Origin of the sequence: Ruoffia sp. FAM 20857 (assembly GCF_045528645.1) — a bacterium.
Classification (GTDB): domain Bacteria; phylum Bacillota; class Bacilli; order Lactobacillales; family Aerococcaceae; genus Ruoffia; species Ruoffia halotolerans.
Map to the genome: position 1 here is coordinate 59,785 of NZ_JBGQRB010000005.1, position 13,680 is coordinate 73,464.

The 13,680-nt window shown below is 36.9% G+C and carries 12 protein-coding genes; 9 read left to right on the top strand and 3 right to left on the bottom strand.

Going from position 1 to position 13,680, the window contains the following annotated elements:
* Position 1: 1 nt before the first annotated feature.
* Both ACEN4N_RS02260 and ACEN4N_RS02265 read left to right on the top strand, forming a co-directional pair.
* On the top strand, positions 2–1,063 hold the full coding sequence (locus ACEN4N_RS02260) for a hypothetical protein (RefSeq protein ID WP_407089407.1): 1,062 nt from the start codon (positions 2–4) through the stop codon (positions 1,061–1,063).
* 16 nt (positions 1,064–1,079) lie between these two features.
* Positions 1,080–1,844 (top strand): glycosyltransferase family 2 protein, encoded by a 765-nt coding sequence (locus ACEN4N_RS02265; protein WP_407089408.1) that lies wholly within the window; start codon positions 1,080–1,082, stop codon positions 1,842–1,844.
* A 41-nt stretch (positions 1,845–1,885) separates the two neighbouring features.
* On the opposite strand, the gene ACEN4N_RS02270 is transcribed toward ACEN4N_RS02265, so the two are convergent.
* The gene (locus ACEN4N_RS02270; RefSeq protein ID WP_407089421.1) at positions 1,886–2,467 is read right to left on the bottom strand and encodes a GyrI-like domain-containing protein; all 582 of its coding nucleotides are present in this window, start codon (positions 2,465–2,467) and stop codon (positions 1,886–1,888) included.
* 217 nt (positions 2,468–2,684) lie between these two features.
* On the opposite strand from ACEN4N_RS02270, the gene ACEN4N_RS02275 reads away from it, so the two are divergent.
* Positions 2,685–3,644 carry an NAD(P)-dependent oxidoreductase gene (locus tag ACEN4N_RS02275; RefSeq protein ID WP_407089409.1) on the top strand — a complete coding sequence of 320 codons (960 nt, stop codon included), beginning with the start codon at positions 2,685–2,687 and terminating at the stop codon, positions 3,642–3,644.
* A gap of 104 nt (positions 3,645–3,748) precedes the next feature.
* Complete coding sequence (locus ACEN4N_RS02280; protein ID WP_407093586.1) at positions 3,749–5,857, top strand: pullulanase; 2,109 nt, start codon at positions 3,749–3,751, stop codon at positions 5,855–5,857.
* Between the two features lie 55 nt (positions 5,858–5,912).
* Here ACEN4N_RS02280 and ACEN4N_RS02285 read toward each other — a convergent pair whose 3' ends face one another.
* Both ACEN4N_RS02285 and ACEN4N_RS02290 read right to left on the bottom strand, forming a co-directional pair.
* Entirely contained in the window at positions 5,913–6,365 is a 453-nt protein-coding gene (locus tag ACEN4N_RS02285) for a threonine/serine exporter family protein (RefSeq protein WP_218930011.1), read from the bottom strand.
* Positions 6,353–7,135: a threonine/serine exporter ThrE family protein gene (locus ACEN4N_RS02290; RefSeq protein ID WP_407093587.1), complete on the bottom strand. Its 783-nt coding sequence runs from the start codon at positions 7,133–7,135 to the stop codon at positions 6,353–6,355. The genes ACEN4N_RS02285 and ACEN4N_RS02290 overlap by 13 nt, the downstream gene beginning before the upstream one ends.
* Before the next feature lie 116 nt (positions 7,136–7,251).
* On the opposite strand from ACEN4N_RS02290, the gene ACEN4N_RS02295 reads away from it, so the two are divergent.
* From ACEN4N_RS02295 to ACEN4N_RS02315, 5 genes are read left to right on the top strand one after another with little or no spacing between them, the layout of a single operon-like run.
* Complete coding sequence (locus ACEN4N_RS02295) at positions 7,252–7,530, top strand: hypothetical protein (RefSeq protein ID WP_407089413.1); 279 nt, start codon at positions 7,252–7,254, stop codon at positions 7,528–7,530.
* 15 nt (positions 7,531–7,545) lie between these two features.
* Entirely contained in the window at positions 7,546–8,394 is an 849-nt protein-coding gene (gene recX / locus ACEN4N_RS02300; protein ID WP_407089414.1) for a recombination regulator RecX, read from the top strand.
* 12 nt (positions 8,395–8,406) lie between these two features.
* Positions 8,407–9,591, top strand: coding sequence for an A/G-specific adenine glycosylase (gene mutY / locus ACEN4N_RS02305; RefSeq protein WP_407089415.1), 1,185 nt, complete (start codon positions 8,407–8,409; stop codon positions 9,589–9,591).
* Positions 9,592–9,611: 20 nt separating this feature from the next.
* Complete coding sequence (locus ACEN4N_RS02310) at positions 9,612–11,354, top strand: ABC transporter ATP-binding protein (protein ID WP_407093588.1); 1,743 nt, start codon at positions 9,612–9,614, stop codon at positions 11,352–11,354.
* Positions 11,341–13,095 (top strand): ABC transporter ATP-binding protein, encoded by a 1,755-nt coding sequence (locus ACEN4N_RS02315; RefSeq protein ID WP_407093589.1) that lies wholly within the window; start codon positions 11,341–11,343, stop codon positions 13,093–13,095. Before ACEN4N_RS02310 ends, ACEN4N_RS02315 begins: the two co-directional genes overlap by 14 nt.
* Positions 13,096–13,680: the final 585 nt, after the last annotated feature.

Sequence of the window (13,680 nt, forward strand, 5' to 3'; positions counted from 1 at the left end):
TATGAGTTTAGCAACAATAATAAATGAGTTATGGCGATTTTTTAAAGATAATATTGTAAGAATATTAATTGGCGCCTTAGTTATATCTGTGATTACTGTCGGTGCACGTTATTTTATCACTGATATTTTATTATCTGACCGCCAAGAGGCTGCAGATTACCTTGAGGATGTTTATACTCAAGAACCGAGTTCATTTAAAGCAGTGGTAACGATTGAAGATGGTCAAATCTTCTCGAATCCACATTTATTTGATGATTACTTTACATCGCCTCAAGTAGTTGAAGCGGTTGAAGAAACAACGGGAATTGAATTCCAAGAAACAATTGATAGTGAAAAAACATTGGAGTTATTTAAAACACCAACGTTTCGTGGGTCAATCTCTGCAGTGAGAGATAATGCTTCCGGCGTTTTTATCTTCCGAGTGTTAGCAGGGAAGACAGCCGAAGAAAATTTAGCGATAGCGAATGCTTACCGTGACTTATTAGCTTCAGGTGAGATTCCATTTATGGATAACCAATTTGCAGATATCACTTTAGAACCTGTGATTGGTGAAGTATTGGATACAGAAGAATATCTAAGTTTACCAACGATTGAGACATTGAGCGTATATCGTTCGAATAATGCGAGATCATTAATTGTATATGGTGTCTTAGGCTTCGTTGTTGGACTGATCTTAACAAGTGGAATTGTCTTCTTACAAAGATTGCGTAAGAGCAAGATTAATTATGCCTTTGAGTATGCATGGGACTTAGATGATCAGCATATACTTGTTCATAGTAGCCATGAAGGTGCTGTATATAATGTTCAAGATGCGATTCGTATACCAGCGGTTAACTTACGTTGGATTGTTTCTCAAAGTGCCTTATCGGAGGACTTTGAAGACACAAATGATTCGTCAGAACGATTTATTTCGAAGTTGCAAGAAGTTAAGAGTGATGAACAGGTACCGAAACAAATTGTGATTGTCATCCAAGCGAATCATACAGAGAAACGTTGGTTAAAAGACCAAATGACAATGGCGACTTTATACAATGTGCCATTGAAATTAGTTCACGTTTATTAATTAAGGAGGCTAAAATTTGCCAACTTTTGAAGAAGGTTTAGTATCCATTATCACACCCGTGTATAATGCAGAACGCTTTATTAGCGAGACCATTGTGAGTGTTATTAAACAAAGTTACACCAATTGGGAAATGATCTTAGTCAATGATTGTAGCCAAGACAACTCGGTTGAAATTATTGAAGGGTTTGCTAAAGAAGATAAGCGAATTAAATTAGTTAATTTAGCTGAAAACAGTGGGGCAGCCGTGGCACGTAATACTGGAATCGAGAATGCCAAAGGAAGATATATTGCTTTCGTTGATAGTGATGATTGTTGGTCGGAGTCGAAACTGACAGAACAACTTGTATTTATGCAAGAAAAACAGGTTGGTTTTACATATACGGACTTAGCATTAATCAACGAATTAGGTGAGGTATTAAAAGACCGCGTCAATGTACCGGCTTCCTTCTCGTATTCAGAGCTATTAAAAAATACAGCCATTGCCTGTTCGACGGTCGTCATTGACCGCGAATTAATTGGAGATTTCCGTATGCCTCCTGTTCGAAAAGGACAAGACACAGCAACGTGGTTAATGTTAATGCGTGAGCGAAAAGTTAAAGCTTATGGCTTACAAGAAGTTCATAATTATTATCGTCAAGTTCAAGGTTCGATTTCAAGTGACCGGATTGGTGCATTGAAACGGACGTGGAATACTTATTATAATTTAGAAAAATTACCATTACCCAAAGCAGTGTATTATTTTTCACATTATGTATTAAATGCAGTATTACGCCGGTTATAAGCAAAAAGTCTGAGACGCAGCGTGCGCTTCAGACTTTTTTGTTATTTCTTTTTTATTGGGTGTCTTAAGATAGTTTTAAGCTTGGCTGGATCAGCTTTTCGAGGATCCGATAAGTAGATTTCATGATGATGCTTGATGTCACTAATATCTAGTTGATAGCCTTCTTGGTTGATATAGTCATGCATCTTAGACACAGAATGTACTTCATCGTCATAAGGTCCAATATGGAGGATTTGGACAGTTAAACCTTCAGTTATCGTTGTAAGATAGACGTTTGCAGTGTTGATTTTCTTCTTGTTTAGAACTTCATTTTGAGCCCACTCAAAGACTTGAGGTGTGACATACTCTGGCATTCGCAGCTTCATAACCCATTGGAAGTCTTCTTTTCTTGATGAATCCACACCATGTACACCGTCTTGCCACCAATATCCTTCAAGCGGTGGAACAACAAATACAAAGAAATCATCAATTGTGTAGCCATTACGCTCACTCATCCGAATCGTGTAGGCTAGGCTATATATTTGTTTTACTGCTGCCTGGTATTCCCCGTCTAATTCATTCGGGTCACCCATACCATCAATCGCAATAAACTTCATCTTAGGTATATCAATAATTTCTGGTATTGTTTTTGGTTTATAAAACTGCTTCTCTTTTTTTTAAAAATCAAAAGGCATATCTTACTCATTCCATTCATATTCATGCTATATTAATACTATAATCTATTATACATTGAGCCAGGCAAGTTGTATTTAAGAAGATTATTTTTTATTTTGTTAATAATACTTGCAAGCGTTACCTTAAATCATTTAAACTATAAATATTGAATTATTGGAGGATATTATGAAAATTAGCTTATTAGAACCATTACGTGTACCAAAGGAATACATTGAAGAATTGGCACAGCCATTAAAAGATTTAGGCCATGAGTTTGTCTATCATGAAACAAAAACAACAGATCCAGATGAATTATATGAGCGTAGTAAAGACTCTGAAGTGGTGATTATTGCCAACAATCCGTATCCTAAAGAAGTGATTGAGAAATTAGACAAAACTAAATTTATCGATGTTGCTTTTACAGGGGTAGACCATGTAGATAACGCTAGTGCTAAAGAAAAAGGCATTAAAATCGCAAATGCATCGGGTTATGCTACTCAAGCAGTCGCAGAATTATCTATTGGTTTAGCTCTGAATGTTTTACGTGAAGTGAAACAAGGAGACTTAGATGTCCGTAAAGGCGACGATTTTCCAGGATTAATTCAAGGACAAGAAATTCATGGAAAAACAGTCGGTATTATTGGTACCGGGACAATTGGAATTCATACAGCAAAACTATTCAAAGCTTTCGGAGCTAAAGTCTTAGGGTATAACCGCTCAGAGAAACAAGAAGCGATTGATGCGGGTGTTGAATATGTAAGCTTAGATACACTGATTAAAGAAAGTGATATTATCTCAATCCATCTTCCAATGACTGAAGATACTAAGCACACAATCGGTGAAAGAGAGCTGGATAATATGAAAGAATCAGCTATCTTAATTAATGTAGCTAGAGGACCGATTATTGATAATGAAGCTTTAGCAAATGCTTTAAATGAAGGAAAAATCGCTGGTGCTGGTATTGATGTCTTCGACATGGAGCCACTAATTCCAAATGATTACCCGTTACTTCATGCAAAAAATGCATTGTTAACACCACATGTTGGTTACTTAACAAATGAAGCAATGGTCCTTCGTGCTCAAATTGCCTTTGACAACGTAATGGCATATATTAACGGCGAAGATAAAAACATCGTATCTATTTAATATAGAATGGACTCACAGTCAGATAGTATTGAGGACGATCGCTAATTAGAACCTTCAATATTATCTGGCTTTTTTGATATCAAACGCAATGTAGGAGGAAGTTTATGACAGAAAGATTGACAACAAGTCTCACTTGGCAAGAGAAAGATGAACACTTTGCTTACGATGGGCCTCTCGGTCCAGTATTAAATTCTGATGGGACAGCTGTATTAAGATTATGGTCACCGAGCGCTAAATCGGTCCAAGTATTATTGTATGATAAAGACAATCAAGAAAAACAAGTCGCAGTAGTGGAAATGAATTCACACGACAAAGGTTTATGGGAAGTGACATTGAATCAAGACACAGTGTCTGGTATCGATAATTTCAATAATTATTGTTATCATTACCAAATTAACCGTGATAGTGAGACCGTCTTAGCCTTGGATCCTTACGCTAAATCACTGGGTACTTGGAATAGCCACGACGAAGCATCGTATATTGCCAAAGCCGCGATTGTTGCACCAGAGAACATTGGGCAAAAATTAGACTTTGCTAAAGTTGAAAACTATAAACGAAGAGAAGATGCTGTAATCTACGAAGTTCACGTGCGGGACTTTACATCAGATCCATCAATAAAGGATGAACTACACCACCGTTTCGGAACGTTTGAAGCGATGGCGGAACGATTGGATTATATTCAGTCGCTTGGTGTCACGCATGTGCAGTTACTGCCTGTCTTAAGTTACTATCATGCGAATGAATATGAGACGGGTGAACGCTTCTTAGAATATAAATCAGCTTGGACGAACTACAACTGGGGCTATGATCCAATGCATTATTTCGCTTTAACAGGGATGTATTCAATTAACCCCGAAGACCCTTCATCCCGGATTCGAGAGTTTAAAGAACTTGTGAGTGAAATCCACGAAAGAGGAATGGCGGTAACACTGGATGTCGTGTATAATCACACCGCAGAGCTCCATATTCTTGAAGATTTAGAACCTGAGTATTATCATTTTATGGATTCAGATGGGACATCAAGAACTAACTTTGGTGGCGGACGTTTAGGAAGTACTCACTATATGACACGTCGCTTGATTGTTGACTCATTAAAGTACTTAGTAGAAGAATTTAAAGTTGATGGCTTTAGATTTGATATGATGGGGGATTTAGATGCAGAAACAGTTCAATTAGCCTATGAAGAAACAGCCAAAATTAATCCAAATATCTTAATGATCGGTGAAGGTTGGATTACGTACGCTGGAGATGAAGGTGCTGAAGACGTTCAAGCAGCGGATCAATTATGGATGTCAGATACAGAAGCTGTTGGCTCATTCTCAGACGAAATCCGAGACGAATTAAAATCTGGTTTCCAAAGTGAAGGGAAGCCACGCTTTATTACTGGCGGGCGCCGAAATGTGCAGAAGATTTTCGATAATATTAAAGGGCAACCGCATAATTTCGAAGCGGACCAACCAGGTGATGTCGTCCAATATATTGAAGCACATGATAACTTAACTTTACACGACGTGATTGCAGAATCGATTAATAAAGATCCAAATATCCATGTGGAAGAGATACACCAACGCATACGTCTGGGTAATTTAATCGTTTTAACTTCACAAGGGACAGCATTTATTCATGCCGGTCAAGAATACGGTCGTACCAAACAATTTAAGCACCCAGAATTTAAAACCATGGTAGATGAGTGGGGCGATATTCCAGATAATTCTACTTACTTTACTAATAATAATGGGGACCCGATTGAATATCCATACTTTATTCATGACTCTTATAACTCGTCCGATGCGATTAACAAGTTTGAATGGGAAAAAGTAAGAGGAGTGAATGGTTACTCAATTGAGAATACAACGATGGAGCATATGCGCGGCTTAATTCAACTCCGTCAATCAACAGATGCCTTTAGACTAGCTGATAAAGAACTCATTGATACAAATGTACAACTATTAAATGTCCCAGAAATTCGTGAACGTGATGTGGCGATTGCTTATAAAGTGAGAGGAACAAAAGGGGACGAGTATATTATAGTGATTAATGGAAACAAACGAAGTCGTACGTTCACATTACCGGAAGACGTTGAGTTGGGGCAAGTGATAGCCGACCAGGATCGGGTTGATACTGAACCTTTAATGCAACCCCAAGGCATTGAAATACTGTCATCAACACAAATTAAATTAGCTGGATTAAGTACAGTAATTTTTAAGAAATAAAGTAAATACAAGAAAAGCGACGGAATTCCAAATTGAATTCTGACGCTTTTTTTGCTTATTTTCTCATGTTTAACATTTTGAATTGAACGTGCATGTATATCTCTAAGATTGAATCTGTAAAGAATACACCTAAGGCAATCGCCCCAGCGATTGATAGAGTTTGAATGAGATAATAATTACTTAGATTATAGTTTCCTTGAATAAAGTAAAGAGCTGTCTGATAAATCGCTAACCCAGGCACAAATGGGAAAAAGGCTGGGATATAGAAGATAGTTACCGGCGCTTTAAAGCGACGCGCAAAGAATTGGCTAATTAATGATACAACACTACAAGCAAAAAATGTTGCTAAAGCGACACCCATTGGGTTTGCCAATAGAAGATATACAAGATAGCCGATTGCTCCCGCATAACCCGTCTTGAAGATGAATGATCTAGGTGCTTCAAGTGTAATAGCAGCTGTGATTGTGGCTACATATGCCCCGATAACTTGGATAATTATACCAACCATGATGTAACCTCCCCGTAAAAGTAAAGGCCAATCGCGACACCAATCGCTAAACTTAGTGCAATAACAATCGCATCAGCCACACGAGCGACACCAGAGATATAATCGCCTTTTAACATATCTCGAAGACCATTGGTCACAGCAGTCCCCGGATATAGAGGCATTAAACCAGCAATGATAATAACATCAGTTGATATATCAAGTGGAACTACCGCCGCAATTACATTAGTTAAAAATGCAGTCAATAAGGTTGATGCAACACCATAAATAAAGCTATTCAATTGGAATAAGTCTTTTAATATACGTGAATAAGCTACGAGTAAACCAGTAAAGATTGAAAAGACACTGTCCCAGAAGCTTCCACCTAATAGAACAACAAAGGCAATCACTAAGATAACCGTTGCTATATCTTTACTAAAGACTGTGTAATCAGAATCATCTACCACATCGAGTCGTTCAGCAGCTTCATCAATCGTAATCTGTCCACTTGTAAGTTGGCGTGAAATATTATTCACTCGGTAAATCTTATTTAATTGGTTACTACGGTCTGTTATTCGACGAACTAATGTAAAACCTTCGATTTCAGGATCTGAATCATCTAAAGTAACATATAGACCTGTTGTATTTGTGATGACTTCCGTGTTAGAAAGTCCACTTGTTTGAAGAATACGTCGAACCGTATCCTCAACTCGATAACTTTCAGCATGAGACTCCAGCATAATTCTACCTGCTGTTGTTGCTACTTCAACTATTTTTTTATATTTCTTTCTCATAAAGATATCACCCACCTTTTGTTAAATAATTCGTTAGGAGACATTCAAAATATGGTAACATAGAAAATGAGTAATCACTATTTAAATATGAATGAATTTTAATAAGGAGTGATTTCATGACATTATTATATATATATTTAGTATTTGCCTTTGAATGCAAAGATGCCAATACCATTTACATATCCATTGATGATAAGGACAAGCCATTATATCAATTATATTTTAAATATGATAGAGAATGTACAAACTTTCAAAAAGTTCTCCACAATTATTCAATGGAAATGGAACTACATAACTATTCGATTAAAAAACAACTTGAGTTTATTTATAAATTTATTGAAACAAACCCATTTATGTATGAATACCAATATACCTTATCGAATAAAAGAAAGTAGAGTGAGTTAAGACGTATGAAAATCACAAAAATTGCACAACAACAGAAACAAGCAAATCGTTATTCAATCTTCGTTGATGACGAGTTTTTTATTGGTGTCGATCAAGAAATTCTAATCGAATACGCTTTGCGTAAAGACCAAGAAGTGGATCAAAACTTATTAGATAAGATTAAATCAGCAGAGAATGATCATAAATTATACTCTGCTGCGATTAATTATTTATCTTATGGAATGCGTTCCATCAAAGAAATGCGCGACTATTTACATAAGCAAAAAGATAAAAAAGAAAAAGAAGAGAATTCAACCGCACCTTCAGAAGAAGTGATTGAAAATACCCTTGACCGTTTAATTCGACAAGGCTATTTAAATGATTTGGAATATGCCAAAAGCTATGTCCGCACAAACTACACACTGAAGTCTAAGGGACCAAACATTATTCAAAATGAATTGAAAGTCAAAAAGGGGATCAATGAAATGACTATTCTTGATGCAATGGACGAGTATCCAGAAGAAGAACAAAGTGAAAATATTCAAGCGCTGATTGAGAAATTCATCCGAACTAAAAAATCACTGCCACCAAAAATGATGCGCAGTAAATTGTATACTCATCTACTTACCAAAGGCTTTGACAAAGATTTAGTGAATCAACATATGAGCGAATTGACCTTTGACGACGCTGAAGATGATCAAGAAGACATGTTAGAAAAAGAAGCCGACAAATATTTAAGAAAACATCAGCGCCGTTTTAGTGGCTATGATTTAAAACAAAAAATGATACAAAGTCTGTTAGGTAAAGGCTTTGACTATGAAATGATTAAACATTGGCTTGAAGATAATGAAGCCGAATTGGAAAAGAATGAATAGAAAGTGGATTAAATGACGAACAAAAGACAAAAGTTAATCGAACAGTATCCGATCAATTGGGATGAAAAAAAGATAAAAGCATTCCAAACTCAATTATTAGATTGGTATGATGCGAACAAAAGAGACTTACCTTGGCGACAAACGAAGAACCCTTACTATATTTGGGTTAGTGAGATTATGTTGCAACAAACACAAGTTAATACAGTTATTCCATATTACGAACGGTTTATTAAAGAACTCCCCACAATTAAAGATTTAGCCGAAGTGGAAGAGTCTGAATTAATGGGTCTCTGGCAAGGTTTAGGCTATTATTCACGTGTTCGTAATATGCAATTTGCAGCTCAACAAGTGATGGCTGACTTTAACGGTGAGATGCCTAATACGTTGGAAGGTCTGCTTTCTTTGAAAGGTATCGGTCCATATACCGCCGGTGCAATTGGTAGTATTGCGTTTAATCTTCCAGAACCAGCGTTAGATGGTAACTTAATGCGGATTGTAGCTCGCTTATTTGAAATAGACCGTGATATCACTTTAAATAAGACAAAAAATGAGTTTACTAGTATTTTGTATCAGTTAATTGATTCAAAAAGGCCAGGTGACTTTAACCAAGCCTTGATGGATATCGGTGCCACGATTATGACACCAACCGATTACCAACCTGAAGATAGTCCGATCAAAGAATTTGATCAATCTTATCAGAATAATACGAGTCATCTTTACCCAGTAAAGAAAAAGAAAACAAAAGCAACCAAACACCACCGAATCGCCTATGCGATACGAAATCATAAGGGTGAATGGTTAATGCGCAAACATAATGACAAAGAACTTTTGACGGGTCTGTGGCATTTTCCAATGGTTGAAGTGAATGTAGTTATGGAAGGCGCGACGAGTTCTGAATTGATAGAGCCTTTAGTGAATCATTTAGATGAAAGTATTGATATCAGTGAATTAAAGCTAGACCGATCATTGATATTGGATGAAGAAGAAGGCTTTGAACTCTTGCCAACATTCGCACAAGTGAAGCATGTATTCTCACATCGGATTTGGCAAGTACAAGTGATACCATTTTTACTAGATGGGACAGCAGATTTGAATGAGGAAGACTTCAAATGGGTAAGCATTCAAGAGCTAGAATCCCTACCAGTATCAACTTTACAACAAAAATTGTTTAATAGTATCGTATCCGATCGAGAATAAAGAAAAAGTAGAGGAATAATATGAGCAGATTATTTAGATATTTTGAAGGCTACAAGCTTAGTAGTATCTTCGGACCTTTAATGAAATTAGTCGAAGCAGTTTTAGAATTGCTAGTCCCAATGATTGTAGCATTAATTATTGACGTTGCCATCCCAACTGGAGATGTAGCAAATATTATCAAATATATTTTGGTGATGTTTGGAATTGCTGCAGCTGGGCTAGCCTTTTCAATTACAGCACAGTTTCTATCAGCAAAAGCAGCTGTAGGTTTTGCTGAAAATTTAACCAATGATTTATTTGAATTTGTTTTACAATTACCAAAAGAAGTATATGGAACGATTTCTCCCGGGAGTATCGTCACTCGATTAACAAGTGATACGTTCCAAATTCAAAGTGGATTGAATACATTTTTCCGCTTATTCCTTCGTTCACCTTTTATTGTATTCGGTTCTTTAATTATGGCCGCACAAATTGATGGACGAATGACACTTATATTTTTAGCTATGATTGCCATTTTATTTGTTGTAGTAGGTGCAATTATTTATTTTGCAAATCCATTATATACACAAATACGAGAGCAATTTGATCTATTAGTGACATTAACACAAGAACAAATGAAGGGCATGCGAGTAATCCGCGCTTTTCAACAAAAAGACCGTGAAGTGAATGAATTTAAAGCTCAAAATAAGAACGTCACTACAGACCAAATACGTGTAGGTTTCATTAATGCCTTCACTAATCCACTCACTTATATAGTGGTGAATGTTGCTTTAATTATTGTCCTTTGGCAAGGTGGGAGTTTTATTAATTTCGGATCATTGACCCAAGGTCAGCTAGTCGCTTTAGTGAATTATTTATTAGCTATCTTAGTGGAATTAGTGAAGATTGCATTAGTCATTACACAATTAAATCGAGCATACTCAAGTGCTAAACGTGTAGTGACTGTCTTTGAACAACCACTAGAATCTGAAGTGTTTGAGAATAGTAGCCAGCAAAATGAAGAGAAGCATACAGTTTTAAGTTTTCAAGATGTGACTTTTACATACCCGAATGCAACGAAACCATCGCTATCAAATATTGATTTCTCAATTAAAGAGGGCGATTTTGTTGGGATTATCGGTAGTACTGGTTCTGGTAAATCAACCTTACTTCAATTAATTACAAAAACTTACGATGCCCAAGAGGGTGGCGTTTTCTTCCAAGAAGATTACTTTAATACGGATTCAAGGCGTGACGTAAGAGAGAATATAAGTGTTGTTCCAAGTAACGTAGCCTTATTTAAAGGAACAATTCGAAGTAACTTATTATTAGGAAATCCTGAAGCGACGGAAGAGATGATGTGGCAAGCACTAGAAGATGCGCAAGCATTGGACTTTGTTCGCTCATATCCAGAAGGTTTGGATAAAGAAGTCGCTACTTTTGGACGTAATTTCTCTGGTGGTCAAAGACAACGTCTAACGATTGCACGAGCACTAATTAAACCGTCATCATTATTAATCTTTGATGATTCAACGAGTGCCTTGGATTATGTTACTGAAGCAAATTTCCAAAGAACGCTGAAAGAAAAGTATAACGACCGTACGATAATTATGATTTCTCAAAGAACACATAGTTTACAACAGGCAAATAATATCGTGGTCTTAGAAGAAGGAAGACAAATTGGCTATGCTAGCCACAAAGAGTTACTGGCAAATAACCCTGTGTACCAAGAGATTTATGCATCACAAAATGTGAAGGAGGTAGCGGATAATGGAGAACACTAATAAAAGCAGTTCAAGTATTTTGAAACGATTATTTTCTGACCTATCTGGACACAAATTACTTGTTGTTCTTTCGTTAATATCAACAGTTATCCAAGTAGGATTGACTGTTTACCTCCCAATTTTAATCGGACAAGCCGTTAACCAGACGATTGGTGAAGGGCAAGTGAACTTTGATGTCTTATTACCAACACTTATGAATATGGGAATTGTGATTGGACTCAATGCGATTGTTCAGTGGGTTAACCCAATTTTATTCAACAAAATTACATATGAAGTTATAGAATCGCTTCGTAACCGTGTGCTTGAAAAAGTTCACTCATTGTCTTTAAATTATATAGATCAACGCAGTACAGGAGATTTAGTGAGTCGAGTTACCACAGATACCGAGCAATTAGGTGATGGGTTGATTATGATTTTCAATCAATTCTTCATTGGTATATTAACTATTTTCATCACTATCTTTACAATGGCACAACTTGATTTAACCATGATGTTACTTGTTGTTGTGTTAACGCCGATTTCATTATTTATCTCACGTTTTATTGCTAAGAAAAGTTACTCGCTCTTCCGACAACAAACGAAGGTACGTGGGGAACAGGCGGATTTTATCGAGGAAAATATTCAACAAGCGGATATAGTTAGGTTGTTTAATTATCAAGAAGAAGCGACGGAAACTTTTACTAAACTCAATGCTGATTATAGTGAAAAGTCTAAATGGGCAATCTTTTACTCGTCGACAATTAACCCAGGAACGCGTTTTATTAATGCTTTGATATACGCAGCGTTAACATTCTTAGGAGCCGTTCGAATTGTAAATGGAACATTCACTGTAGGGGAATTAACGACATTTTTAAATTATGCGAACCAATACACGAAGCCATTTAACGACATTTCAAATGTGCTCGCGGAAATCCAAAGTGCTCTGGCTTGTGCGGATCGACTATATACAATTATCGATCAGCCAGAAGAGGTAGAAACTGGATATAGATTGATTGATTCAAGTAATGTCGATGGAAAAGTAAACTTTAATCGTGCTTCATTTAGCTATACAAAAGATAAAGAGTTAATTACTGACCTGACTTTATCAGTGAAAGCAGGTGATACGGTAGCAATTGTTGGACCAACGGGTGCTGGTAAATCAACTTTAATTAATTTACTGATGCGTTTTTATGACTTAGATCAAGGACAAATTTTGATTGATAATGAACCGATTACCGACTATACTCGCGAATCCGTTAGAAAACAATTCGGGATGGTACTACAAGAAACTTGGCTAAAAGGTGGAACAATTCACGACAATATCGCCTACGGTCACCCAGCTGCTTCTCGAGCTGAAGTCGTGAAAGCAGCCAAAGCGGCTCACGCCCATCGCTTCATTGAATTGTTACCTGATGGGTATGACACAGTCTTAACAAGTGGTGGTGCTGGGTTATCAACGGGGCAACAACAATTATTATCTATCGCGCGAATTTTTGTTTCAATTCCGACAATGTTAATTCTAGATGAAGCAACATCGTCGATTGATACAAGAACGGAAATTCTGATTCAAGAAGCATTTGATCGCTTGATGAGAGGGCGCACGAGTTTTATTATCGCCCACCGCTTATCAACCATCATGAATGCGGATATGATATTAGTTATGAAAGATGGTTCCATCGTTGAACAAGGAAACCACGATACACTTATGAAGGCACGCGGCTTGTATTATACAATGCAATCGTCTCGTTCGCCTGAGCAATAAAATAAAACCTTACTGAGTATGAGAAATCATATTTGGTAAGGTTTTTTTGATGGGTGTGTTGGTTGAGGTGTGTCGTGAGGATAGATGAGTGCAGGTTTAGTGTTAATTTAGTATTTGGGTTTGAGAGGAACGTGGGATTTTGGGTTAGCGGGACGTGTCATATGGTGACAAGGGAAATTGGGTGTTTAACGGGACTTGTCATGAGGTGACAAGGGAAATTAAACGTTTAACGGGACGTGTCTTTTGGTGACAAGGGAAATTGGTTGTTAACAGGACTTGTCATTTGGTGACAGTGGAAATTGGAAGTCTAACAGGACTAGTCATGAGGTGACCAGGGGAATTGGAGCTCTATCAGGACATGTCATATGGTGACAAGGGAAATTGAAAGTTTAACAGGACTTGTTATGAGGTGACAAGGGGAATTAGGAGTTTAACAGGACATGTCATGAGGTGACAGTGATAAAGCCCATATAATTGTGTAAAAGTAAAAAACCATAATAATCTCTTTGGTACAATGTAGTTGACAGACAAACATTGAAAGGAAGATTATTATGGCTCAATTAAATATTACCTTAAATTTAGAAG